This window comes from Solibacillus sp. FSL H8-0523, from assembly GCF_038051985.1.
GTDB lineage: Bacteria > Bacillota > Bacilli > Bacillales_A > Planococcaceae > Solibacillus.
The window spans coordinates 2,558,235-2,584,287 of record NZ_CP150291.1; the positions used below are offsets into that span (position 1 = coordinate 2,558,235).

A 26,053-nucleotide genomic window follows, 5' to 3' on the forward strand; every position below is an offset into this window, starting at 1 on the left:
GCATAAGTTGAACTTTTGGCTTGTAGTCCGTCCTATGAGCATCTTTGATACCCTTAATGTTAAGCTTGTAGGATTCATCATTTTTTATTTTTTTAAATACTATTTTATTAGCGACAACGATAAAAGTCATTTAAAGAATTTTCTATTATAAAGGGTGGCTTAATTTTTAATCAAAGGAAGTTAACTCTTGTCATTTACTTGTAAAATGAGATTGCATTTTGTAATGACAAAATTTAAAACCCGCTCAAAATATTTAACATTGTGATTTACGCTTAATAGTCTTTATAAAAGATTCTTCGATAATTTACTCGGCCGTGTTGATCGAATTCAACATGCTTATACGGTGTATCTTCCCTTACGTAAAAATAGTGCTTTCGGTGAGAAATAAATTTCAACGTATATTCGTCAACCAACAGTTGCTCAATTTGCTTAAAGCAAGCTAAGCCCTCTTTCTGACTCGTCGCTTGCTGTAACAAGTACTCGGCTATTTGACGGGATTCTGGAAGTAAAAAATTAAAGAATATTTGAGGCTCACTTGAATACATCATAAAATACGCTAGTAGCAAATTATCACTTAGCGCATTGCCTCCCACAAAAATGTCAATTTTCTGTTCAATTTTTTCATGTGCATGCTTTAAGTCAATACATACTGTTCTACTCTCAATGCCTTGTTCTAAAAGTAGCTGCTGGATAGGTTCCACTCTATATAAATGATTTACACCTTGACGTATTTCCTGATAGCCGATGACGAGTGGTCTTGAAAAATATGGCTTTTTCGTTTTTTCTACAGGTAATTTATTTGATTGTCCCACGAGCCAGCTCCCTGCAAGCGTTTCTCGCTCATGATCAACAATACACCGCATTGGTTCTATTAGATGCCAAATATAAGCGCGCTTGTCCCTGTCTGTTAGCTCTCCATAAGTACTATTTAAGGCAAAAAAATCAGCGCCTTGTTCTTGTGAAATAATCTCTCGATACGGGACATCCGTCTGAAATATAAAGTTACTCACTACGTCGGCTTCAAAGTCTTGATAAATAAGTTCAACGGCATCAATCCATGGGCGCTGCTTAAAATATCGTGTAAATGTTTGCAATCGCATTCGTTCATTTGTATGTGTAACGAGTTGGAAAGGCCCACAACCAATCGTTGGCTCCTGCCCTTTATAAAAAACAGAAAATCGAATGCTTGCTAAAAAATTGGGTAATATCGTAAGTGGTTTATGTAATGTAATCGAAAAGGTGTACCGCCCTAAAATTTGCATCGATTCAATCGTAAATACATTTTTATAATAAGATTTCACATAGCGTATCGACTCCACTGCATCACTAGCCGTTAACTCCTCTAAATTGTGAAATAATACGCCTTTTCGAAGAACAAAATGCCATGTTCTATAATCTTCCGAGTTATAGTCAAAAAGAAGATTTGATTCAATCTCGCTGCGTTCATTGATGATAAATAACGACTCATGTATTTGCTCTAAAATATGCATGTCGTGGCGCGAAATCGCTTTTAATGGATCTAAAAACAATTCTACAAAATACATTGGCTGAACAAAAACATGCTCCTCATTCAATGCATGCAAGCCAAATTGCGCATTCATCCATGCTTGAATACTGGGATTTTGCTGCAATTCAACATCCTTTACAAGCTGAAATACTTCTTCATATTTTTTCTGAAGCCAAAGCTGTTGTAATACTTGAATGACCGCATCTGTCTTTGATTGACAAAGCGTCAAAAACGGTTTTTTTCCACGCCCTTGGGATGTTTCCCAAAGCACCTTTTGCTGTTGTTGTAACTGCTTTATGACAATTTTGGCATAGCGCTCTGAACAATGCCATATCGAAGCTAATTGTTCAATTGATGTTTCTGTTCTTTTGAGCTCTTCGAAGTACTGATGTAAAACTAAATTATAGTGCACAGGTTGCCTCCTAAAAGGTGAACTTTATTTTCAAAATCATCACTTTTTGTTCTCCTTTTTGTATTTTACACTATTTTACAAGGAGGAGCTGCTATGAATTTATATCATCATCAAACATTCCAAAAGATATTCGCAATTAATGTGTTATCCAATGTCTCATCTGTTATTTTTACATTTATTGTTCCCATCATTTTATATGAGTACACAAAATCTGCATTTGCGATGAGCATGATGCGTATGATGGAATTTTTACCAAATGTGCTATTAGGTATGCTCATTGGTGTATTTGTCGACCGAATGAATCGTCGCCTTGTGCTGCAATATGCAAATGCGACGCGTATCGTTATTGCGGCATTATTTGTGTTTGTACTAACTAGCCAAGAACTCTCCCTTTGGACACTTTATGTGCTCGGTTTTTTACTTTCTAGCCTAGGCTATATGATTGGTAGTGCGACAAATGCGATTTTGCCACAGCTATTTGACAAGGAATATATGACCGATATTCAATCAAAATTTGCAATGATTTATACGCTTATTTCAATTATTGGGCCTGGCATACTCGGTGCAATGCTGTTGTGGGTCGCAAACGATGTGTTTTTATGGCTGTTTTTAGCATGCCATATTCTAACAACGATCATCGTACAATTTGTCGAAAAAGTACCCACACCTATACGTCAACAATCAACGATTATTCAGGATTTAAAAGAAGGAATCGTTGAACTTATTGGTAACCGATCGCTCTTCATTCAAACCTGGACTATTTTTTTCGGTAACTTTGCTTCATCACTTATTATTGGAGTATTGACGTTTTATGCACTAGACCAGCTCCATTTAACGAAAAAAGAGCTAGGTCTGATGTTAACCATTGCTGCTTGTGGCGGGATTTTAGGCGCTAAGATTATTCATCCGTTACGCAAAAAATTGCGACGCGGTCAAATATATACATATAGCACATTTGCGGAAGTGTTTATTTTAGCTTTGATGTTTTTTGCCAATCAGTGGATTATGTTAGGAATCTTGCTTGGCTTACGGACAGCTATTTCCACAATGACGAATATTGTTTATTTAGCACTACGTCAGGAAACAACTCCGAATCATTTACTCGGACGTGTTGCAGGTACTTCTTCTATGATTATGAAGCTCGCGCTACCTGTTGGCTTGTTTATTGGCGGGATTTGGGCAGATACGTTACCAATTCCACCGATATTTTTAATTAGTGCACTGATCATTTTATTTAATGTTTTCTTATTGATGAAAGTAAAGTTTACTACGGTTGAATAATTAATTTTATGTCTTTTCCTTTGTAGATTTCAATTGTTTCTTGTCCACACAAAAAGCAAGCTAGAGTCGCTTGCTTTTTGTGTGGCTATTTTAAATTACATGTATGTAGATGGCTTCACCTGATTGACCTCAATACCAGCATTTTCAAGCTTACAAATGCCTTCTTCAACAATTAAATTTTTGAAAGCTGTCAGTACTGGTTCAAAATCGGTATGCTTATCTAACATAAAGAGCATCTCAAACTCAATCGGCAGCCACGTTTCAATATCAGCCTCGTTATGTTGTATTTGCGCTTCTAATTTATCTAAAGCATTTGCAACTTTCGCTTCATACGTTGCTTTATGCTCAAATTCAAACCAGAGATCATAAAATAATTGACCTGTTCTCCCACCCATCAAGTCTCGAATTTTTTCAATTGCTCTGATTTCATTTTCCATTTTCAACTGCTTCGCTTCAGCGTTATTCATCGTAGCAAAAGCAGGAATATCTGTAGCATACGCCTCGACAAGGTCATGAATAATAATCATTTTTAGCATTTTTTCGCTATCAACCTTTTTCGGTAATGACGATTCAAGGGCCATTGCCATTAATGCAACACGCCACGTATGCTCGGCCACACTTTCTCTGCGTCCATCAGAAAGCCAGCTATGTCTTAATTCTCGTTTTAATGCTTCTCCAAGTTTTATTAGCTGTAATGCGTTCTTTAACTTTTCCACTTTGTCACCTTTTTCTATTCTTTTTAATAATCAAATTATAACAGACAATAAAGATGTTCAGAGAAAAACGCTGGTAATTTAAACAGCTGCTTCGCGGTGATATACTTACTTATACAAACGTAAAGGCCTGCTCAAATGTTAATTTGAACAGACCTTTAAATGTTATTCATTCACAGTTTCAACTGCTTGGTCTTCATCTAACTTCTCCGTTGATGCTCTCATAATCGGCATGGTTACTTTACTAGTTGTTACACCTTCTGTGGCATATTTTTTCTTTAATTCGAAATAAGCATCCAGTAGATCTCGTGCTGTTTCATTTCCTTGTGGGAAATACGTATCAAAATCAGTTGTTGCCCATGGATAGATGATGGCGTAGGCGATTTCAGGATCCTCAAATGGTGCATAACCAACGTGGACAAAATTAATTGTATCCGTTCCATACTTTTCTTCTTGTGGTCCGTAGTAAACTACTTGCGCTGTACCGGTTTTACCAGCTGCTGTATAGTCAGCCGTTGCGAATTGTCTGCGTGCTGACCCACCACCACCAAAATAAACCCGGCGTAAGCCTTCTTGAACATGTGCGATTTCCTCTTCACTATTTTCAATACGGTTTAAAATTGTTGGTGTCACTTCATCTACTACCTGGCCTAAATGCTCACCGTCTTTTGAAGGCTTGCGAATTTCTTTTAACAAACGAGGTTGAATCCGGTAGCCACCATTGGCAATTGTTGAAATATATTGTGCTAGTTGGAGTGGAGTATACGTATCAAACTGCCCAATCGCTAAGTTAAGCATTTTCACATCTGTATCTGGATCGGCTTGATACCCTAATGTTTCACCTGGTAAGTCAACACCGGTTGGCACGCCTAAACCAAACTGCGCATATTCATTACGCATCGTTTGTAGAGTCCCTTTAGCTAAACTAAAACGCATCCCTGGGGCATATGTGCGGCCACCAACACCCATGGCAATTTTAAACATGTAAACGTTAGATGATTTCTCTAATGCCGTTAAATCGTCTAACATGACACTTCCAAATTTATTAAATAACGTATTCAGTGTAATGTTACCGATTTTCATTGGGGCATCGAGCATCACCGTTCCCGGCTCAATGACGCCTTCGTTATAGCCCATCAAAACCGTTGCTGCCTTGACAGTTGATCCTGCTTCATACGCGGTTGTAAAGGTGCCATATGAATAATCGATTACATATTGTTCATTGGTTTCTTCATTCTTTTCAATTTTCTTACCGACAACGGATAGAAGCTCCCCTGTTTTTGGGTTCATTGCGACTAAAAATGCACGGTCTAATAGGTCGGATTGTCCAAATGATTTTAGTTCAAGTAATTTTCTTTCTAAAATGGCATCTGCCTTTTGTTGAAACTCAATATCAATTGTAGCAACTAAGTCTTTACCGGGCTCCCCATCAAAAGTGGTCATCATTTCGACAACCTGGCCTTTTTTATTCGTTAAGTTTTTGACGACCGATTTCTCGCCTTGTAAAATTTCCTCATACTGTGCTTCGAAATAACTTTCGCCAACCCGGTCATTACGTGAATAATCCCGCGCTAAATAGAAGTTTAAATCCGATTTCGGAACACCCTTACTTGGTACCGTTGTGCGACCTAAAATCGCGAGCGGCGTCAAACGCACGCGCTTCCAATCGGTCGTCGTATTAACGCCAGGTAGATCAGGCAGCATTTCCGATACACGGGCAAATTCTTCGGTAGTTACATTTTCACCTTTAATAATTTGAGGAGATAAATTGTAGCCAATCATCATCTCTCGGTAAATAGCGAGCACTTCTAACTCCTTATCCGTTAGAGCGGCTAGTTCTGCCTCGGTAATTCGCTCACGAACGCGACGATCATGCTCTGCATTGACGGCTTTCGTCTCGATATCCTCGTCTGCATCACGGAAGGCTTTCATTTCTTCTTTAGTCACCTTTTCTTTCGCTTCTTCAGGATGGATTAAAATCCAATAATCCAGCTTATCGCGGTACGTTATTTTATTTAATGGCTGATCCATTAACTTAGATAGTTTCTGCGCAATTTCTAACATTTCAGCAGTTTTCGTCGTTTGCATCTTCGTATAAGTAATCGCATTTTCCGGCTGATTATCTACTAAAATACGACCATAGCGATCAAAAATACGACCACGCGGTACACTCGTATTCACACGTACTTCTTCTGTACGCTCAAGCTCTCTTACATATTCTTCGCCCTTTACGATTTGCAAATAGCCTAGACGAAAAATTAATAATGAAAACATAAAAAATACCGCAAAGAAAAGAAGATTCATACGGAATGTAATTACCGCGAGATGTTTTGTATTTTGCTTGACTTGTAATTTTCGCATATTCAGTCTCCTTTTCTAACCATTGAAAGCAAATTCCCAGTGTTAAAAAGCAGTAGTTCTGTATAGTAACGTTAATTGAGTTTGTGCAGGCACTTACGATTTATTTTATATTCATTGAAACTGTAGGGTGATTACTATATGCTTTATTCATTGCGATAATCCACAAAAAGAAATTTTACCCAATTTCAATAACTAATATAACATTATTTTACATTAAATTTTATTAAAAGTAACAGATTCGACTTAAGGAAAAATCTGTAAAATTGACTTTCTTGAAAAAGTGAGCCCTAATTCCATTAAGTATCACTAATAATTTATACCATTTATTTACCAACTGTTGCGGGAGGCAAAGTTAATGAGTTTTGAATTAACATTAAATAATCTTTTAAAATGGGATGCACACCTCTCATCCATTTTAAAAACAGTAGAAACACTTGATTTACATGATTGCTGGATTGCCGCTGGTATTATTAGAAATAAAGTTTGGGATTCATTACATAACATCAAAACTGAAACAAATGACATTGATGTCATTTATTTTGATGAAGCGGATACTTCAATTCAAGCCGAAAAAATACTAGAAGCTAAGTTAAATAAGTTAATGCCTAATCAGCCATGGTCAGTTAAAAATCAAGCACGTATGCATTTGAAAAATAACTTACCACCATATCTTTGTTCATTTGACGGGGTTGCTAATTTCCCTGAAACACCCACGGCCATCGCTGCACGAATTAAACAAAATAAAATAGAATTAATGGCCCCGTATGGAATACAGGATTTATTTACTTACCAAGTAAGACCTACTCCTAACTACACGAAGGGTTCACCATTGCATCCTATTTATTTACAAAGAGTCCAAGAAAAAAATTGGGAACAGACTTGGAACAGGTTAAGAATCATCGTTTAAAATCTCCCTTGAAAAAGTGGTCTATACAGGAGTATTCCCCATCTAAATAGCCTAATGTCATAATTTTAATTACCTATTTTAAAGGAGTTCATATGAAAAAAGTAAACGTCTTACATATCGATGCATTTAGTTCCATTCCTAATATGGGAAATCCAGCGGGTGTCGTTTTAAATGGAGAAGATTATTGTGATGAGGAAATGCAATACATTGCCAAACAAATAGGGTTTAACGAAACAGCATTTTTAGTACCCTCAAAGCTTGCCGATTATCGAATTCGCTATTTTACACCAGGACATGAAATGAACTTATGCGGGCATGCAACAATGGGCACGGTATATGCCATGCAGCAACAAGGCTTGTTACAGAAAGCATCATTTACAATTGAAACTAATGCGGGTGTATTACCGATTGAATGTTTTTCGGTTAACAATCAACTATCCTTAAAAATGCAGCATGCCAAGCCACAATTCAAAAAATTTACAGGCTCTGTTGAGAAATTAGCAGCGTCCATTGGTATTTCAGTTGAAGAAATTGATCACACATTACCAATTGTTTATGGCAGTACTGGCACTTGGACACTTATTATTCCTATAAAAAAACTACAAAGCTTTTCAAAAATGATACCGACTACAGGTGATTTCCCTGAAATTTTAGTTGATTTACCAACTTCTTCAGTTCATCCTATATGCTTTGAGGTGAGAGATGCTGATAATGATATGCATGCGCGACATTTTTCTTCTCCCTATTCAGGAACAATTGAGGATGCAGTAACTGGAACCGGCTCTGGTGTCATGGGGGCTTATTACAAAACATTTGTTGAGCCTTCACTTCACTTGCCAGTCACATTAAAAGTGGAACAAGGCCATGAAATGAATAAGGACGGGCTCGTATATGTACATCTAGAGGAAATTGCGCAGGAAATAAGCATTTCTATTTCGGGCACAGCGGTTTTTGTTAGAGCTATTGAGTTGACGCTTTAGTACATTGACAAGAGCCTGCTCAGCTCTAAATCCGGAGCAGGCTATTTCTTCGAATATTAGTAAAATATCTGAGTGTTTTCGATCCAACAATCCCTATTAATTGAACTTGAATTTTTATGATTAAGTTCAACTTGTACATTAAAAGTTTCATCTTTTTTGAAGACTAGGACTTGACTGTTTTCTAAGTGGATGGTAATCTGATTCTCCTCTAAAAGGCTATTTTCAAAAACAGTTTTTAACATTTCAAAATCAGATACTGAAAAAGGGCCATTTACTTGAATCCGCTTAATACCCGTAATATTATTTTTGCTAGAATTAGGAACCATATACTTTTGTAAATTTAATTTTACTTTTTCATTCTTCATTTGTTGAAATCCGATTTGCATTGGGACATTTTGAAAAAAATTCAAATAACTATTATACCAAGGCAGCGTTTTAGAAATAAAGTTAAAAAGAAATTTTATTTCTATACTTTCAGGAGGTGAAATTGCTACTCCTTTCGCTTCCAGTTTTTTCACCAGATGATTCAAATTCGTGACATCTAACATTAAACAGATTAGGCCTCGTTCGCCATTATTGAAAGCATTAACCCATTCTCTTTTCCAACCTCCTCCATCCCTTTTTTTTATAGAAATCATCTCAAAATACTCTTTACCAATCCATATATTTGTAGCTTTAAAACCTCGTGTACCTTTTCCTTTTTTAGGATCATACAGTAATCCCATTTCTCTAATATTTTGTGTACGTGTGCCCTCGCTTTGATAATCCTCACTAACATTCAATACTAAATGATCAAATTTCATTATATATCCCCCTTATTCACTCAATATTAAATACTTAACGTTGAGTATATTACTAAAATTAAATTCCCTCTAGTTTATAGAGAGAATATTTTCATTTTGATAAAGCTAATACATCTTTTATAAACAAAATTTGACGTTGAACGATATCAATCATATTTTCAGATACTAAGGAAACAAGCGGCAACAATTCTCCAGAAAGATACTCTCTTTTTACTGACAATCCTTGTGTAATTAAATCAAGCTCTTTCTCTAACTTTACTAATTGCTCATTTAACGCTTTTTCAGCTCGATCTTGTGGAAGATTTTCAATAAATGATAAACCTGCATAAAGGGAAAGTGGATATGGTACTCCTGAGGATTGAATGGCATTAAAAGTTAAGATTTTCAATTGTTCTTTCCCTAAATCTGTAATGTTATAAATTACTTTTTGCCGATGACCAACACTTTCGACTTTTTGTATTTCAATAAATTCCTCTTTCTCTAATTTTTTTAACGCATGATATATTGAACCAACCTGTACACCGGACCATCTCTCAGCTTCATTTTCTTGCAGCATCAATTGAATATCATAACCCGACATAGGTTGTACATTTAGTGCACCTAAAACAAGGAGTTGAGTCAAAATAATAAACCTCCGATTAAAATACTTTACATTGAGTATCTTAATTTCATTATCCAAATTTGTCAATAAATAACTTTAATTAAAATTACTCAAAACAGATCGGGTAACATTTTCTACAAAGCCTTTATCCGATCTAACAGATAAAGGCTTCAAAGTTCAAAGACTACATCAAATACTATTTAGATTATCATTTTACTTTCTTCCCAATAAAGAGTAAGTGTGAAGACATGCCTAACATATAAGGATCGGATGCTTTACTAATAATTAAATTTAGGACCTCTCCCTCTACTCCCTTAGCTCGCCAATAATCCCAATGATCATTATCCATAGTTGTTGCTATATTCGAACCTATTAATTGGATCGTTTGAAAACCATGCGACTCCATAAATGGTTCAATATCTTTAATTTCAAAATAGTATGCTCCTGTAAAGCGATTGGCATCTGAATGATTAAAGCAGCCTGTCTCAGAAAAGTGCTGAATGGCCTCTATGTTATCATTAGGTCTCCAAACATCAGGACGTATTAATGAATTAAAAATGTGTTTTGTTCTAGGCATAAAGGCAACAAATACAATGCCATCTTTTTTAGTCACTCGATTTAATTCATTTATCGCCATATGTCGATCATCTTCATTTTGTAAATGATACATTGGCCCAAGCATTAAAGTTGCATCAAATTGCTCATCGGGAAGTGGTACAAGATTGCATGCATCTGCGACTAAAAAATCTTTAAACTGCTGCTCTAGATTTAATTCAATTGCTTTTTCCTTTGCCATTGCAACTAAATTCGGCGTCAAATCTGACAATGTTACATGAAACCCTTCTTTAGCCAGTGCCATTGAATATTTCCCTGGACCGGCACCATTATCTAAAATGTGTCCGCTACTTGGTAAATATTTTTTAATATAATGCCAATTTACTTTATACTCGATAGGTTCTCTATCTAAACGACCCCACTCGTCAAATTGCTGATAGTAATCTATAAGTTCTTTCATTTTATTCCCCCATAATTACAAACTTTTTTATAATAGATTAATGTTGCTACTAGTTTAATTTACAAATTCATGATTATCGGTAGTTTTTTCTGTTCAATCTCCTCTTTTACCTGCTGAATAAATGCAGCGATAGACATTTTGAATAAGCCTTCTTGCTTGTACGCTCGAACAGAAACTGTTTCCGTTTGCTGTTCTTCATCCCCTAAAACAAGGATATAGGGTACCTTTTGCATCCCAGCATCTCGAATTTTCCGACCGAGTTTTTCATTTCGTTGATCTACTGCTACACGAATACCTTCCTCACGTAAAGCCCCTGCCACTATGTCCACATACTCTTTGTGCACCGTTGAAACACCAATGAGTTGCACTTGTTTTGGTGCGAGCCACAACGGGAAAGCACCACCAAAATGCTCAATTAAAATACCTAAGAAGCGATCAATCGAACCAAATACAGCTCGGTGAATGACAACAGGACGCAACTTTTCGTTGTCTTCGTTAATATATGTTAAATCAAATTTCTCTGGCAGTTGAAAATCCAATTGCACCGTTGCACATTGATGGCTACGTTTAATCGCATCTTTAATGTGAATATCAATTTTAGGTCCATAAAATGCCCCGTCACCCTCATTGATTTTGTACGGGAAGCCTAACCGTTTTAACACGTTTTCTAGTGCCTGCTCTGCCTTGTCCCACAGTGCAAGCTCACCCATATAATCATCTGGACGTGTAGATAATTCAATGTCATATTCAAAACCAAATACTTTGTAGACATGGTCAATGATTTGCAAAGCTAATGCAATTTCATCTTCAATTTGCTCCGGTGTTACGAAAATATGGGCGTCATCTTGGCAAAATGTACGCACGCGTAGTAAACCATTTAACGCTCCACTAAATTCATGACGATGTACTTGTCCAAACTCTGCCATACGAATCGGTAGGTCTCGATACGAATGCAGGTCGTTTTTGTAAATGAGCATATGGCCCGGACAGTTCATTGGCTTTAGTGCAAACTTTTGCTCATCTACTTGTGTGAAATACATGTTTTCTTTATAGTGATGCCAATGACCCGATTGTTCCCACAGGCGTTGATTCATCATGAGTGGTGTACGTACTTCTTTGTAATCATACGTTGTTTGCAAATTACGTAAAAAGCTTTCGAGTTCATTGCGAATAATTTGGCCATTTGCTAAATAAAACGGCATCCCTGGTGCCTCTTCAGAAAACATGAAAAGCTCCAATTCTTTCCCGAGTTTCCGGTGATTACGTTTTTCTGCTTCTTCTAGGAAGACGAAATAATCTTGCATAGCTTCCTTTGTGGCAAAGGCTACACCATAAATGCGTTGCAACATCTGATTATTGCTATCTCCACGCCAATACGCACCTGAAATATTTATCAGTCTAAAATGCTGCAGCTTATTAGTCGTCGGTACATGTGGTCCTCTACATAAATCGACAAACTCTCCTTGCTCGTAAACTGTGACCAATTCATTTTCAGGAATTGCTTCAAGTAACTCTAGCTTTAAATAATCGTGTGCGAAAATGTGTCCTGCTTCTTCTCGTGTTACTGCCTTACGAACAACTACATGATTTTCACTCACGATTTTTTTCATTTCGCGTTCAATTAACTGTAAGTCCTCTGGTACAAGTGTATGACTCATTTCGATATCATAATAAAAGCCATTTTCAATGACAGGTCCAACCCCGAATTTCGCATCAGGGTATAAACGTTTGACTGCCTGTGCCAGTAAATGGGCTGTTGAATGACGAAGTACCTCTAATCCTTCCTTTGACGATGCATCATACAGCGAAATTTCAGCGTCCACTAGAATTGGTCGTGTCAAATCGGTTGTCGTCGTATTTACACTTCCCGCTATTGATTTTTTTGCTAAGCTCGGGCTAATTGACTGGGCAATTTCGGTTAGCGTAACACCTTTGGCAAAAGATTTTTGTTCGCCATTTGGAAATTGAATTGTTACTTCTTGATTTGACATACTACCTCTCCTTTTCTTTTTTTGATAAATAAAAAAAGCATATACTCATCCGCAAAGGGACGAATATATGCTTTGAATACCCGTGGTTCCACCCAAATTCCTACTGCATGTAATGCCAGTAGCTCATTGATACAGATAACGCCTGTACACGTCACTAGTTTCCTAGCACAGCTCCAAGGGAGTAAATCGAATTGTCCAATCAGGAAACTTTCAGCCGGTGATTTCCCTTTCTGTTGACCTTCACGAAAACGATTCATATCCTCTTCATTGCTTTTTAAATTGAAATTATTACTTAATCTATCTCATAATGAAAATATTGTCAATTTGTTTTTGAATATACTGAAAATAAAATTAGAAAAGGGCACGGAAATATCCCGTACCCTTCATCAACTATTCACAAAAATTATCGTTGTGTTCGTGTTGTTTCCCACATATCTTTTAGCCACGCATCGAAATCTGCGCCTTTTTCGCCTTCATATGTGTTGAAAATATCGCTACGCATTTTTTCTAACTTCACCTTGAAATCCTCATATGCGTGGTCTTTTGGTAAACTTTTCTTAATACGAACGAAAATTTTACGCTGATCTTTAAATAATCCGCCGATAATTGGTTCGAACGGCTCAGCTTTAACGCCTCTTTTATTTAAAATATGCGTTGCTGCTTCACGAACTTTTGTTACTAAATCCGCTTTTGCTACATATTTTAAAATTTTAGTTGCTTCGTCTTCTTTAATTTTCCCTAATTCATTTACCGCGTTTAAACGTGCTTCCCAGTCGGCTTTACGATTTACCGCTTTTTTCAGCTCATCAAAATTTTCAGGCAGTTGGCTCACTGCTTCTTGGTTGTTATTACTCACTATGTTATCCCCTTAATCATCGCTTCGTTAAGCAAATGATGAATTTCAATACTCGAACCTTTATTATAACACGAAAACAGCTGTTTAATCAGCTATTATTAATTATTCTATTAAATACACTTGTGCACGGCCGTTTTGCTTCGCTGTATATAAGGCTTGGTCAGCTCGTTCGAACCACTCACTAAATGAAGATTTTCCATCCCAAGTAGCAACTCCTATGCTCAGTGTACATGCTACATGCACTTGATCATCTGCTACTGACAAAGGGCTAATGCACCTGTGGAATTGATCGAACTGCTCGCGTAATGAGTCCTTGCTATTTATCCAAACAACAAATTCATCGCCACCAAAACGCATTATTTTCGCGTCATAATGTGCAAAAGTCTCCTCTAGCTTCTTGGCTAACGTTTGAATGGCAACGTCACCAAAGGCATGACCGTATGTATCATTCACTTCTTTAAAACGGTCCATATCTAAAACAACACAATATTTATAGTTCGCCTGCAGCTTCATAAAAGCCGCTTGGTTTTCATCAAAGTAGCGGCGATTATAACATTGGGTCAAGGAGTCCAAGTAGGCAATCCGTTTCGATTCGTGTACTTGCAATTTTGCATTCGCTTCCGCAACTTTTTGATTTAGCTCTTTTTGGTGCAATGCTTTGTAGAGCGCGGTTAATTTCTTCGCATAATCAAGGCTATCGATTTCATAATCAAATTTCGTTGATAGCGCCAACACGTCTTCCAATAACTTAATTAAAAGCGTGTGATCAAATAGTTGTTCTGCCTGTTCAATCATTATTTTAAGACGAGCAAACGCACTCATATCATGGTTCACATGAAGTGCGTACACTTCTTTATAATATAAATAAAACATTTCTTCGCGATGGAATCCTTCTAATGATACATGTTCAAGCCAATTAAGCGGTTGTTGCATTTCGTCATATTTATTCAAACCAGCTAAAATCGCGAGGCCATTTATTTTAAATGCGAAATAGGCTAATCGCATCCCTTGTATATCAGGTTCATGAAATAACGATTCGAACTGTTTAAAATGACGATACCCCAACTCGAATTCGTTTAAAGTATCATAAATATGTAGTTTATTACCTATAGCCATTAAATAATACGGGTGGTTATTTAATTTTTGAGCGAGCTGTGCCATCTTATCTAGCATTTCGATTGCCTCTTGATAGAGCTCTAACTGCAATTTCACCGTAGCCATTAAATTATAATAACTTAAATAATCGACATCGCTACCGTATCGCTCGCAGTAAAATAAATAATCATCACTATATTCTACCACTTGATGCATTTGTCCCATCAATACGAGTACACCACAAATATCTTTGTAGGACGTTAATAAATGCGGATATTCTTGCATGATTTTGCATTCTTCAATTAAATTTGTATACTGCAATAGCGCTTCCTGGAATTGTCCTTTCGATGCCAGTATCTTCGCTTCTGTTAATAATTGTTCACAAGTCAATTTTGTCTCCAATGCTATCACCCCTATTTATTACAGTTAATTATAAAGCAATAACTTAAATGGGAATAGAAGGGAAAGGTAACTACATTATTTCAATTATTTTACATTTATGCAATGAAACAGTTAAAAATTACTATCATTTGATTGTATACGCTTGATTTATACTACTAGATCAATTTATTCATGTATTCTTTTAAAGCGGTAACGGGGCTCAGTACTTCGTTTCCTGACAGCTTACTATAAATCGACGCGATTCGAGACATTGATAGTTGTGCGACCACTACCGCATTTTCATAAGCATCCAATTCTAAAAGTGTCATCAGCACTTTTTGATCGTGCCTTAATGTATCCCCAGCTAAATACCAGTCAAATACATCAGGAATATGAAGTACCTCTACCTCAACTTCTTCCGAGACAAATTGACGGAAGCGTTGCATTGTTCCTCGAATTGTCTCTTTATTTGTAAAGAGCATTTTGATGGGATTGTGAATGCCCTTCAACTGTTCATATAAAACTTCATCAATTTTTAAAATGGGAATGTGCGTAGTTACGTTGATTTCATCTAATAAAGCAACATAATTTGTGCATGTCACAAATAATAATGCTGGCTCCTGTAACATCAGCTTATTTAGCTTTTCTACTACGTACGCTTTTTGCAATTCAAGTGGCTGCTTTGCTCGAATCATCGACAGTAAATGCGTATCCACTTCATGCTTAATATCAAAAGGCATTTCTTTCATTTCTCGGTCAATAATTTCGATGTTCGCTTCTGTGGCATGCAAACAAATCATTCGGGGACGCATGAACTAACACTCCTTCACTACAGTTACTCTTATCGTAGCACTAAATGAGCACTTTTGCTTTACTAGGGCACTCATAATTTTAAATTGAAATGAATTTGTCCGTTCCTATCTCTGCTCAAACTCCTCTTGCCACATACAGAACGTATGCTCTATAATTAATTTGGATAAAATTTCTATTAAGGAGCCGTTTATGAGACCTACACTAACTATAAATTTACACGTTAATGACTTTTCGAATTACTACTGGCTAAAAGAAGAACTGCAACAATTTTGCCGTGAACATGGCCTCAGTACATCTGGCTCCAAAGACGCTATTACAAATAGAATTAAAATCTTTTTACAAACAGGTGAAATTGTAAAACCACAGCGTATCCGCACTAGTAAAAATATAATTCCTGATCAAGAATTAAGCTTAGAAACGATTATTGTACCAGGCCATAAATGTAGTCAAAACGTACGTTATTTTTTCAAAAAGCAAATCCCTAACTTCCATTTCTCAACCTTTATTCAAAATTTCTTAAAAGAAAATATCGGGAAAACGTATCTAGACGTAATTAATGCATGGCATGAAGAACAACTACGTTTTAAAAATCCGTTGTACAAAAAAGAAATTGCACCTCAATTTGAATATAACCAATTTACGCGTGATTTCTTTGCAGATCCTGCGAATCAAGGGAAAACCAAAAAGGACGCAATCCATGCTTGGAACACTAAAAAATCGCAGCCTGGAGACAACAAGTATAAATCTTAGTGGACATGTGCTCTAGGTTTCAACGAACTAGGTTAAGTTTATCGGATAAATCCAGCCTTCCTAAAAAGATCCATTAGAAAAAGCGCCCAAATAACTCGAGCGCTTTCGTAAATTATTTAGGAAATACCTTTTCAAATCGGTCACAAACCGTGAGCATGTCTTCGGTAAATTCCATTTGATATTCCGGCAATATACGACCGAAAAATGCGATGTGAGCATCTTTCCATTCGTCGTATGTCCCTTCCCCTTCCGCTAATGCAAAATCAACGGGTACTTCGTTAAATGGATAAATTTCGATTGAATACGTTTTTATGATGGCAACTGGCTCATCTTTACTATTTAATACAATTTGATAATCGCCGACTTTTGGAAGTGGTTCTCCTTCCAGTTCATAAAGCGGAAAACTCGAACAAGTGGCGGTTTTCGTTCCTTCAACAACTAAACTTGCTAACCAATCTGCTTTTTCGCCAAATTGAAATGCTTCTGTATAACGTAGATCTTGTAAACCTTCTAGCTCGCAAAATTGCTGCCAATAGGTTTCGATTTTATTCATCACGTAACTCCCTTTGTTTTGTTTTAGCCCATTCGAATGGACCGTTATGAAGGGTTAATTGCTGATTTTCTAGCCACGCTGTCTTCGTAAACAGCTTTTGTAAAAAGTAACGGTCATGGCTAATCGCAAGTATCGTCCCATCGAATTTTTCAAGTGCTTCTTCGAGTGCCTCTCGCGCTTCAATATCTAAATGATTTGTCGGTTCATCTAACACGAGGACATTACATCGTTGCACCATCAATTGTGCTAAACGTAGTCTCATCTTTTCCCCGCCGCTCAGCTGTTCAACTTTTTTAAACACATCATGGCCGTAAAACAAAAATTGTGCTAACAAGTGCCTCGCGTCGTATTCTGTCAACGATACCTCATGACGAAATGCATCAATTAAACGCTCTTTTCCATTAAATTGATTAAACTGCTGCGCGAGATAACCAATTTTCAAATTACTTCCTTGCTGCACTTCACCATCTAATGGTTGTAATTCTCCGAGTAAAATCTTTAGTAACGTAGATTTCCCTGTCCCATTATTTCCTACAATCGCTAAACGGTCTTTATACAGCACAGGCAAATTTACGTCCATAAATAAGAAATCATGTTCAAAGCCGTGTGAAACATTACGTAATGAAAATACTTCTTTACCAGAGCGCTCTTCTGATGTTAATTGTAAGTTCATTTGACGCTCTGTTTTTGGCTTCTTCACTAACTCGATACGTGCGAGCATTTTTTCCATTGCCTTTGCTTTTCTATATAAATCAGGATTCGGTGGGGATGCTTCATTTGCCCATTGACGTAAACGACGGATGGCTTCTTTTATTTTTTGAATCTTCTTTTGCTGTTCCTGATATTGTGCAAACTGTTGCGCGATTTTTGCCTCTTTATTTTGAATATATTGATCGTAGTTTCCTTTGCTAACCCAAATCTCTCCATCTTCAATTTCAACTACCTTTTGGACAATTCGATTTAAAAATGTACGGTCATGAGAAATAACAATGACTGTCCCTTTAAAATAATGTAAATAATCTTCTAACCACTCTATCGCTGCTAAATCAAGATGGTTTGTCGGTTCATCAAGTAATAAAATGTCCGGTTGCTTTAGTAAAATTTGCGCAAGCATGACTTTCGTTTTTTCACCACCACTTAGCGCGTCAAATGATTGCTCTAGTAGCGATGTTAGTTTCAACCCGTTAGCAATCGAAGCGATTTTTGCCTCAATTTCATAACCACCAGCCACTTGATATTGCTCGAGTACCTCACCGTACAATGCTAATACTTTATCAGATAGATCTATGGCCATTTTTTGTTCCAATGCAGATAGTCGTTCTTTCATTTCGTGTAATTTTGTAAATGCTTGTGAAAGTACGTCAAATACTTTGATTTCTTTAAAGTTTGGGATTTGATGTAGGTAACCGATTGTTTGTCCCTTTGCTTTAACAATACGACCTTCATCTAGGGATTCAATACCCGCTAAAACTTTAAATAAGGTAGTTTTTCCACAACCATTTCGTCCAACGATTGCAACGCGTTCCCCAGTATTTACTTCGAATGACAGATTAGTAAAGATGGTGTTGCCACCTAATGTTTTTGTAATATTTTCTGCTTTTAATTGCATCTTTCTACGCTCTCCTTGGCGTAGCTAAAAAACACAAAAAAGACTGCTCATTAACGAAGCAGTCTTTCCTAAAATCGTGAAAAGAATGAGGTTAATTAGCTACGCATTATTTTTAATTTTTCTAAAAAAGGGCAGACTTATCCCGTTAGTAGCCAAATCAAAAGTAATGACACGTGCAAAATACATAGCTGTATCTACATTTACACCTGTCTCCATAGCTAAATTTTTCATTCTCCTCACCTCCGTCCATTTTAATTATTTCAATATTACCATATTTCAGTAAAAATAAATACTAAAAATGTAATTTTGTATGAGTCTATAGTTTCCTTAATATAAAAAACAGGCTGCCCTCATTTGTTGGCATCACCTGTTTAATAAAGTACACTCTTTTAAAGCTTCTATCCGTTAAACTATTGCTTTTAAATCGAGAAAAAATTCATAAATAAAATAACAACCAAAGCCAAATAATAACAACCCGGCAATAATAGAAGTCCATTTTATCATCTTTCGATTCATTACTTTTCTTGTCAATGAGACAATCGTTAAAAGACCAATATCATGTAGTAAAATACCTGATAAAATTCCTAACGCAACTATTAAAAATTGATGGCTATTCTCGCCTACATAGGAATCGGCTAAAACCGCGCCAAATACCGATATCCAAAACACTAAGTTCCCTGGTGAAACAGCGACTAATAAGCCATTTCGGTACGTAGAAAACAAGGATTTATTCACTTTTTCTCCCGCTAAGGTGATATCTTTTTCTGCATTTTTAATAGAATCAAAGGCAAGTATAAATAAAAAGATTGCCCCAACAATCCACAGCGGCAGTTGGATGTATGGTAGCGCTAAAAATTTTGCTACCCCTAAATATAACGCGAAAATTAACGCCAAATCAATCGTCATCCCGCCTAGCCCTACAGCCCAGCCATGCATAAAACCATTTTTCAATCCTTGTTTCGTCATCTCAACTGTAATAGCCCCTACAGGCATTGCAATAGCTAATCCCACCATTACATAGGCAAAATACAAACTCATGTAACCACTTCTTCCAAGCATGATTCCTTCTTACGTCCGTTTCATAAATATTATTATATTTGAATATTTATGAATTTTCAAGTTACTGCAAATTACAATAAATTAGTTCTTTTATGTGCATCTAATAGAAAAAGCACCCGAATAACTCGAGTGCTTTGACCATGTGGATTCGGAAACCTCTTTTCAAACCGTTAGCAATTTCCTGTATATTCTTTATCATTTAATTTTTCCACTTAAAATCTTGCTGAAGAGTGGAAGCGCAAGTACAGCAATGGTTAGGAATACAAACAAAAAGAAGAAATAATAGTTACCTAATTGTAGCCATTGTTCGTAAATAGGCAGTTGTCGAAAAGTCTGCACAGCAGCAAGGTGAAATAAATAAATGGCCATTGTACGTTGCCCAATTACGGTCCAACTATATTTCTTTGTCGGTACAGCTGCTAAAAAAGCAATCATCGCGACTCCACAAATCATATAAATAGTCAGTCGGTTTAACATCCCGTTACCAAAAATAAACGGTTCTAATTCAATATATGGCAACCTTCCAAATAACCATTCTCGCCAAGAGGTATCATTCATCACATACATACTGATAAATATGAGGACAAGTACGATAACGCCAATTAGCTTTCCTCTTTTCCCCGCCTTTTTTAATGGATCAACGGACAAATGATAGCCTGCTATAAAAAAGACAAAGAAATAAACTGTACGTGACAACGAAAATAGTTCATTAATAAATGGCAGTTCACCCGCGATTAATGAAATAACTAAAGCCACCACAATCATCCATTTTGATCGTGTGAAAAAAGGCAACAGTACACGCCAACAAAATAAACTGACTAAAAACCACAATCCCCAACGTAAGTTCTCAAAAAAATTGAACGTAACGCTAAGTTCTAAAACATATATATAATACGCCGTATAAAGAAATTGGAAAATAAAATACGGAAGTACGACCGATTTTATAAGCTTCCACCAATCTCTTTTCGTACGTAACACCTTTGCATAATAGCCCGTTACAAAGATAAATGCCGGCATATGGAACGTATAAATGAACATGTATAAGCTATCCATCCAGCGTGTTTCTCCAAGCATGCCTGATAGTGTGTGTCCCAACACAACACCGACAATTAACAGCGCTTTCGCATTATCAAAATACGCATCGCGCCCTCCAGCAGTTAACTGCTTGTCCATATTAAAAACTTCCTTCTTTAAAAAAATTACATGTGCTATCATAACAATTCATCGACCAATACGAAACCTTTTTGCTTAAAGTGTTTCATTTCCGAATCCCCAAACTAAATCGATTATTCAGAACTAACTAACAAATTGACTTATAGTAATTTTTCGTATAATCTAATGCTTATTTCAAAAAATTAAATAGTTTCTTATCATGAGAGATGGAGGGACAGGCCCTTTGAAGTCTCGGCAGCGGAATTTTTCTATGCCAAATCCTGCAAGAGTGCGTTCTTGAAAGATAAGATGAGTATATGAATGACTACATGCCTCTTCTTATTTAGTTAAGAAGAGGCTTTTTGTATGTATTAATTATGATTTGAACGTGAAGGAGACAGTCATGCAAAAAGGAAATCCGTGGGCACTTGTCCCATTTGTTGTGTTTTTAATTTTATTTATCGGTTCAGGTATTGTGCTTGATGATTTTTATGCCTTTCCGGTAATTGTCGCGATTACAATCGCAAGTGTTGTCGCCATTGTCATGAATCGCAAAGAACCATTTGCTAAAAAAATTGATATTTTTACAAAAGGTGCTGGCAACCCGAATGTGATGTTAATGGTACTGATTTTCCTACTAGCGGGGGCGTTTTCAGAAACCGCGAAAGGCATGGGGGCGATTGATGCAACCGTGAACTTTGCGTTATCAGTTATACCGCAAAATTTACTTGTTGTCGGGCTGTTTGTCATCGCCTGCTTTATTTCACTGGCGATGGGGACTTCAGTTGGTACGATTGTCGCCCTTGCACCAATTGGCTTAGGCATTGCGGAGCAAACGGATATTTCAATACCACTATTAATGGCAACAGTCATTGGTGGTGCTATGTTTGGGGATAACTTATCGTTTATTTCAGATACAACGATCGCATCGGTTCGTTCTCAAGGAGCAGAAATGAAGGACAAATTTAAAGTGAACTTTTTCATCGTGCTACCTGCTGCAATTGTTACTTGTATCATTTTAGCGGTGTTAACAGTAGATGCCTCTGCTCACATCGAATATGCTAGCTTTGAATGGTATAAGGTGATTCCGTATATTTTTGTTATTGTCTTTGCGTTAATTGGTTTGAATGTCTTTGCTGTATTAGCGAGTGGCATCGGTTTAGCTGGGATGATCGGCTTCATCGATGGTAGCTATTCAATTATGGAATTTGTGCAAGCGATTGGCACAGGAATGAGCAACATGTTTGAAATGGCGTTTTTAGCGATTTTAATCGGTGGGATGGTTGAAGTTATTCGTCATAATGGTGGGATTGATTTCATCGTCCATCTAGCAACTCGCAAAATCAAATCAAAAAAAGATGCGGAATTTGCGATGGCTGGACTTGTGGGTTTAACAGACCTCTCAACAGCAAATAATACAATCGCCATTATGATTGCAGGCCCTTTAGCTAAAAATATTGCCGAGAAGTATGAGATCGAACCGCGCAAATCAGCAAGTATCGTTGATATTTTCTCATGTGTTGTACAAGGGATTATCCCATACGGTGCACAGTTCTTAGTCGCAGCAAGTGTTGCAGGCATCTCCCCTATTTTAATGATGCAGCATTCGTATTACTCGATTTTAGTTGGGGTATGTGGTGTGATTGCAATTTTAATCGGTTATCCTAAGGCAAAAACGCAGAAATAATAATAGATTCCGTAAACGAGTGAAAGCTTGTTTGCGGATTTTTTTATTTCCTAAAATTTTTTTGAACTTTTCTGAACGCTCATTTGTATAGTTAGTAAATAGACAAAATTGGGGGTTTTTACATGTTGCAATTACACGAAGTAAATAAGGCCTATGCGTCACATTCAGTACTCCAAAATGTATCCATTACATTCGAGTTGGGGCAATGTTATTTGTTGCTGGGTGAAAACGGTGCTGGTAAATCGACATTATTTAAATGCATTGTTGGAGACGAGTCCATCAATTCTGGCATGATTACATGTAACGGCGAACAAAACGTTGCCGACTTAACCGCTTTGCAATACCAGTTTTTTGATAGCTATAGCTTTTTAAAAGTTAAAGAAGTCATCTCATTATTTACAAAGCTTCTTAACAGCCCTGCTTCTGTTGAAGAACTGTATGACATCTTAGATATAGCAAACTTTGAAAAAACGCTTATTAAAAATTGTTCTGGTGGTCAAAGAAAAGCACTTTCTCTCTATTTAGCGTTTTTATTGAATAAGCCCGTTGTTTTATTAGATGAACCATTTGCAGATTTAGATTTAAAAAAGAAAAAGCAGCTGATTGGCTATTTACAAAATGAAGTAGAAAACGGCAAATGCTTACTCATCATAAGCCATGAAATTGCTGGATTTGAGCCCTTATTTGATGTCGTTTGTATCATGAAGGATGGCCGGTTTATCGAAGTTGGTTCTTCGGAAGAACTGCAAAAGAAATATGTGAACCCTATTTTTCCTGGGTTAGAAGGGGTTTATTTTGAAATTACAGGTCAAGTTTTAGGGGGCAAAATTCGATGATGCAAATTACAAAAAGCTTTATTTTAGAATCCATTCGCAACACAGGTGTCTTTGTCGGTAATATTGTAACACCATTTATTTTCATTTTATGCTCGTGGGGCTGTACGCTCGCGATAAAGGATAGCCCTGAAACACTTGACTTCATGATTAAAGGTCAATTTTTGCCCATTTCGATTATGTTGCTCGTGTTTGCATTTGCCTTTTCACTGACGACTGTCTATTTAGCGGATTTACGCGCGAATAACACGTTACACTGGTTAAAACGCACGAGTATATTACCGACAACCTATTTTATCGGGATTGGAATTGGTGTATTTTTATTAATGAACGGCGCGCTTATTGCTGTACTAATTGGTTATGCGTTATTAATTTCAATATCATGGAAGGCACTTGTGACGATCATCATCATTTGTAATTTTGTGTTCCTTGCAATATATCCACTATGCTTTATCGTTGCCGGTGTAACAAAAAACGGCAAAACCGCGCAAAGTATGCTAACACCTGTGATGATCCTATTCATGTTTTCAATTACGATGCCGTCTCTATTTATAACGCTTAGCGACAAACAACCACAAGACTACTACGTCTTTTTAGCATGGAACCCAATGCTGTATTTAACAGATACATTGCAAGTTCAGCTTCAGCTCCATAGCGAAACATGGTTACCAATTTACCAATACGCCATCATTTTAAGTGTTGTTTGTGCATGCTTGACTGTGATTGCAAAAAAACTATATAGATAGGACGGATTCGTATGGGTTTAGGATTTATTATTTCGTTAGTTGCTATCGGGATTTGGACGATCATCATTTTATCGATTATGATTCCATTCAATAAAAAATACGTGGTGCGCAACAAAGTGACGAATAAAATCGATTATGAAAAAACAAAAATCTATTTACGCTGGAATGTCTTTGATACGTTAACACTCGTTCTAGCTATTTATACAATCCTTTGTGTGCAGGCATTGAATATGCTACTATCATTTGAACAGACAATAGAAAATCCCTTCGTCCAATTTTTTGTTAACCAATCTCAAGCATGGGTTATTGTCATTGTTGCCTATTTAATTACAAGAATTTCTTCCACATTAAAATGCATAAAAGCTCAGTTTGGTGATTTCAATGAACGAGACGAATGAACAATTGATGGAGCAGCTTCAACATGGTCATGTCGATGCATTATCGATCATTTATGAGCGTCTTCACGAACCGCTGTATTGTTTTTTATTTCGTTACACAAAAGACGAGCAGCTAAGTGTTGATATCGTGCACGATGCATTTGAAATGCTGCAAAAGAAAAACCAAGATTACCAACGAAAAAAAGGAACGGTTAAATCTTATCTTTTTCAAATTGGCTATCGCCTGCTTATGAACAAATTAAATCGTCGCAAACGTTGGCAAACGCTCTTACCGTTTCTAGTACCTACAGAAAAAAAGCAGCTGCAAACGGAAGAAACGCTCGTCATTCAAGCAGCGATTTCGAATTTACCTGATAAACAACGGGCCGTCATTTTGCTCGCCTATTACGACGATTTACCAATGGACGACATTGCACAAATTTTAAGCATCCCTGTAGGTACCGTAAAATCTCGACTACATCATGCGATGAAAACACTCAAGCTTGAATTAAAGGAGGCTTTTGGTCATGAAAGAGGATATTAAAGACGAGGAGCTGGCAAAATGGCTCGATGATTATGAAGTGAAGGTGCCGACAAAAAAACTCGCAATCAAACAAACACCCTTCCAACGCTTCATTCGTTTTTTAGGCTCACCTGCGCCGGATCCATTAGAAAAGCTATCTGACAGTGCTGGGGGCTTTCATTTTTTAAAGCTCTTCCCATTGGCAGCAGGCGTATTTTTTGCCATCCTACAAAGCTTTTTACTATTTTGACAGCATTTTTATAATCCAATTACTTCGTCATCACTAGTGTATGTTCACAAGTGATGACTTTTTTATTCCTAAAATGTCATTTATAAATCGCACGCCAAACGCTCAATATGATTGAAAATAATAAATACAATCCTACATTAGCGTTATGTATTTCATTAGCAAAGGCGTTACATACCGATTTGAATACATTATTTTGGGAGGTTGAGAACGATGAAAAACCAAATCTTTAACCATTTCATTGGAGCAATTGATGCACGAGATGAATACCAACAACAGGAAATCTACAAGGAGCTTGCCTTTAGCGGGATTATTCTTTATTACCTTTTGATGTTGCTTATGGGAACGAGCCTCATCATAGATCTTTTGCAGCAAACCTTTTCACTCATCACACCAATTTTACTTATTGTTACAATTGGCTATTCCGGTTTTCTAATGAAGCGCCTTAACAAAAAGGAATTGATGGCAACAGATTGTGCAACGCCTGAAGAATATGAAATGAACGTGCATAGATTGAAACGCTCATCTACGCTTGCAGGCATTAGCTGGGGATTAATGATGTTATTATGGATGGAATATTTAATGCCGCTCATCTCACGCGAGGAAATAAGCTTTTCATGGGCTGGCGTAATTAGCTGGGGTATCGGTGGTGTTCTTTTTGGCGTAGCGATGTATTTTATTGCGAAATCTAAACTAGAAAAGCATTATGAGTAATACGAGAAAGCTTAAATGAAACTACTAATTCCTAAATAGAAAACCCCGAACAGGCCCATTTTTAACTAGCCACTCGTCGGGGTTTCA

The 26,053-nt window shown here is 36.8% G+C and carries 26 protein-coding genes, 1 pseudogene and 1 riboswitch; of the genes and pseudogenes, 12 read left to right on the top strand and 15 right to left on the bottom strand.

The features are described 5' to 3' along the window. Positions 1 to 272: 272 nt before the first annotated feature. Positions 273 to 1,919, bottom strand: a complete 1,647-nt coding sequence (locus NSQ62_RS12740) for an ABC transporter substrate-binding protein (RefSeq protein WP_341320510.1) — start codon at positions 1,917 to 1,919, stop codon at positions 273 to 275. Positions 1,920 to 2,012: 93 nt separating this feature from the next. Here NSQ62_RS12740 and NSQ62_RS12745 point away from each other — a divergent pair, with 93 nt between their 5' ends. Next, positions 2,013 to 3,200 (top strand): MFS transporter, encoded by a 1,188-nt coding sequence (locus NSQ62_RS12745; RefSeq protein ID WP_341320511.1) that lies wholly within the window; start codon positions 2,013 to 2,015, stop codon positions 3,198 to 3,200. Between the two features lie 95 nt (positions 3,201 to 3,295). On the opposite strand, the gene NSQ62_RS12750 is transcribed toward NSQ62_RS12745, so the two are convergent. Both NSQ62_RS12750 and NSQ62_RS12755 read right to left on the bottom strand, forming a co-directional pair. Further along, entirely contained in the window at positions 3,296 to 3,916 is a 621-nt protein-coding gene (locus NSQ62_RS12750) for an HD domain-containing protein (RefSeq protein ID WP_341320512.1), read from the bottom strand. Positions 3,917 to 4,078: 162 nt separating this feature from the next. Beyond that, entirely contained in the window at positions 4,079 to 6,274 is a 2,196-nt protein-coding gene (locus NSQ62_RS12755; protein ID WP_341320513.1) for a penicillin-binding protein 2, read from the bottom strand. A 355-nt stretch (positions 6,275 to 6,629) separates the two neighbouring features. On the opposite strand from NSQ62_RS12755, the gene NSQ62_RS12760 reads away from it, so the two are divergent. Then, the gene (locus tag NSQ62_RS12760; protein WP_341320514.1) at positions 6,630 to 7,181 is read left to right on the top strand and encodes a nucleotidyltransferase family protein; all 552 of its coding nucleotides are present in this window, start codon (positions 6,630 to 6,632) and stop codon (positions 7,179 to 7,181) included. A 92-nt stretch (positions 7,182 to 7,273) separates the two neighbouring features. Further along, positions 7,274 to 8,161, top strand: a complete 888-nt coding sequence (locus NSQ62_RS12765) for a PhzF family phenazine biosynthesis isomerase (protein WP_341320515.1) — start codon at positions 7,274 to 7,276, stop codon at positions 8,159 to 8,161. Positions 8,162 to 8,217: 56 nt separating this feature from the next. Here the strand turns inward: NSQ62_RS12765 and NSQ62_RS12770 are convergent, their stop codons facing one another. From NSQ62_RS12770 to NSQ62_RS12800, 7 genes are all read right to left on the bottom strand, one after another. Continuing rightward, positions 8,218 to 8,964, bottom strand: coding sequence for a transporter (locus NSQ62_RS12770; protein ID WP_341320516.1), 747 nt, complete (start codon positions 8,962 to 8,964; stop codon positions 8,218 to 8,220). A 91-nt stretch (positions 8,965 to 9,055) separates the two neighbouring features. Beyond that, positions 9,056 to 9,586, bottom strand: a complete 531-nt coding sequence (locus NSQ62_RS12775) for a PadR family transcriptional regulator (protein ID WP_341320517.1) — start codon at positions 9,584 to 9,586, stop codon at positions 9,056 to 9,058. 187 nt (positions 9,587 to 9,773) lie between these two features. Beyond that, complete coding sequence (locus NSQ62_RS12780) at positions 9,774 to 10,580, bottom strand: class I SAM-dependent methyltransferase (protein ID WP_341320518.1); 807 nt, start codon at positions 10,578 to 10,580, stop codon at positions 9,774 to 9,776. Between the two features lie 59 nt (positions 10,581 to 10,639). Beyond that, on the bottom strand, positions 10,640 to 12,571 hold the full coding sequence (thrS, locus tag NSQ62_RS12785) for a threonine--tRNA ligase (protein WP_341320519.1): 1,932 nt from the start codon (positions 12,569 to 12,571) through the stop codon (positions 10,640 to 10,642). 403 nt (positions 12,572 to 12,974) lie between these two features. After that, on the bottom strand, positions 12,975 to 13,427 hold the full coding sequence (locus NSQ62_RS12790) for a HEAT repeat domain-containing protein (protein WP_341320520.1): 453 nt from the start codon (positions 13,425 to 13,427) through the stop codon (positions 12,975 to 12,977). A gap of 102 nt (positions 13,428 to 13,529) precedes the next feature. Next, positions 13,530 to 14,924 (bottom strand): GGDEF domain-containing protein, encoded by a 1,395-nt coding sequence (locus tag NSQ62_RS12795; RefSeq protein ID WP_341320521.1) that lies wholly within the window; start codon positions 14,922 to 14,924, stop codon positions 13,530 to 13,532. Positions 14,925 to 15,079: 155 nt separating this feature from the next. Continuing rightward, positions 15,080 to 15,715: a hypothetical protein gene (locus NSQ62_RS12800; RefSeq protein ID WP_341320522.1), complete on the bottom strand. Its 636-nt coding sequence runs from the start codon at positions 15,713 to 15,715 to the stop codon at positions 15,080 to 15,082. 190 nt (positions 15,716 to 15,905) lie between these two features. Between NSQ62_RS12800 and NSQ62_RS12805 the strand changes: the two genes are divergently transcribed. Continuing rightward, on the top strand, positions 15,906 to 16,466 hold the full coding sequence (locus tag NSQ62_RS12805; protein ID WP_341320523.1) for a DUF6434 domain-containing protein: 561 nt from the start codon (positions 15,906 to 15,908) through the stop codon (positions 16,464 to 16,466). Positions 16,467 to 16,578: 112 nt separating this feature from the next. On the opposite strand, the gene NSQ62_RS12810 is transcribed toward NSQ62_RS12805, so the two are convergent. The 5 genes from NSQ62_RS12810 to NSQ62_RS12830 form a co-directional block, all read right to left on the bottom strand. Beyond that, entirely contained in the window at positions 16,579 to 17,019 is a 441-nt protein-coding gene (locus NSQ62_RS12810; RefSeq protein ID WP_341320524.1) for an ASCH domain-containing protein, read from the bottom strand. After that, complete coding sequence (gene abc-f / locus NSQ62_RS12815) at positions 17,012 to 18,628, bottom strand: ABC-F type ribosomal protection protein (RefSeq protein ID WP_341320525.1); 1,617 nt, start codon at positions 18,626 to 18,628, stop codon at positions 17,012 to 17,014. The genes NSQ62_RS12810 and abc-f overlap by 8 nt, the downstream gene beginning before the upstream one ends. A gap of 99 nt (positions 18,629 to 18,727) precedes the next feature. Beyond that, on the bottom strand, positions 18,728 to 18,859 hold the full coding sequence (locus NSQ62_RS12820; RefSeq protein WP_341320526.1) for an RAxF-45 family protein: 132 nt from the start codon (positions 18,857 to 18,859) through the stop codon (positions 18,728 to 18,730). Positions 18,860 to 19,033: 174 nt separating this feature from the next. Next, the gene (locus NSQ62_RS12825) at positions 19,034 to 19,666 is read right to left on the bottom strand and encodes a LysE family transporter (protein WP_341320527.1); all 633 of its coding nucleotides are present in this window, start codon (positions 19,664 to 19,666) and stop codon (positions 19,034 to 19,036) included. Positions 19,667 to 19,882: 216 nt separating this feature from the next. Continuing rightward, positions 19,883 to 20,860 (bottom strand): acyltransferase family protein, encoded by a 978-nt coding sequence (locus tag NSQ62_RS12830; RefSeq protein WP_341320528.1) that lies wholly within the window; start codon positions 20,858 to 20,860, stop codon positions 19,883 to 19,885. Between the two features lie 191 nt (positions 20,861 to 21,051). After that, a riboswitch (SAM riboswitch) is annotated at positions 21,052 to 21,150 on the top strand. Positions 21,151 to 21,227: 77 nt separating this feature from the next. On the opposite strand from NSQ62_RS12830, the gene NSQ62_RS12835 reads away from it, so the two are divergent. From NSQ62_RS12835 to NSQ62_RS12870, 8 genes and pseudogenes are all read left to right on the top strand, one after another. Beyond that, positions 21,228 to 22,526, top strand: coding sequence for a Na+/H+ antiporter NhaC family protein (locus NSQ62_RS12835; protein WP_341320529.1), 1,299 nt, complete (start codon positions 21,228 to 21,230; stop codon positions 22,524 to 22,526). A gap of 122 nt (positions 22,527 to 22,648) precedes the next feature. Continuing rightward, positions 22,649 to 23,362: an ABC transporter ATP-binding protein gene (locus tag NSQ62_RS12840; protein WP_341320530.1), complete on the top strand. Its 714-nt coding sequence runs from the start codon at positions 22,649 to 22,651 to the stop codon at positions 23,360 to 23,362. Further along, complete coding sequence (locus tag NSQ62_RS12845; RefSeq protein ID WP_341320531.1) at positions 23,359 to 24,105, top strand: ABC transporter permease; 747 nt, start codon at positions 23,359 to 23,361, stop codon at positions 24,103 to 24,105. The genes NSQ62_RS12840 and NSQ62_RS12845 overlap by 4 nt, the downstream gene beginning before the upstream one ends. An 11-nt stretch (positions 24,106 to 24,116) precedes the next feature. Next, complete coding sequence (locus NSQ62_RS12850) at positions 24,117 to 24,503, top strand: group-specific protein (RefSeq protein ID WP_341320532.1); 387 nt, start codon at positions 24,117 to 24,119, stop codon at positions 24,501 to 24,503. Next, the gene (locus tag NSQ62_RS12855; RefSeq protein WP_341320533.1) at positions 24,487 to 25,026 is read left to right on the top strand and encodes an RNA polymerase sigma factor; all 540 of its coding nucleotides are present in this window, start codon (positions 24,487 to 24,489) and stop codon (positions 25,024 to 25,026) included. The genes NSQ62_RS12850 and NSQ62_RS12855 overlap by 17 nt, the downstream gene beginning before the upstream one ends. Beyond that, positions 25,010 to 25,255 carry a hypothetical protein gene (locus NSQ62_RS12860; RefSeq protein ID WP_341320534.1) on the top strand — a complete coding sequence of 82 codons (246 nt, stop codon included), beginning with the start codon at positions 25,010 to 25,012 and terminating at the stop codon, positions 25,253 to 25,255. The genes NSQ62_RS12855 and NSQ62_RS12860 overlap by 17 nt, the downstream gene beginning before the upstream one ends. A 53-nt stretch (positions 25,256 to 25,308) precedes the next feature. After that, positions 25,309 to 25,485: pseudogene (locus tag NSQ62_RS12865) on the top strand (helix-turn-helix domain-containing protein). Next, positions 25,466 to 25,966, top strand: coding sequence for a DUF3278 domain-containing protein (locus NSQ62_RS12870; RefSeq protein WP_341320535.1), 501 nt, complete (start codon positions 25,466 to 25,468; stop codon positions 25,964 to 25,966). Before NSQ62_RS12865 ends, NSQ62_RS12870 begins: the two are co-directional and overlap by 20 nt. The last annotated feature ends 87 nt before the right edge of the window (positions 25,967 to 26,053 follow it).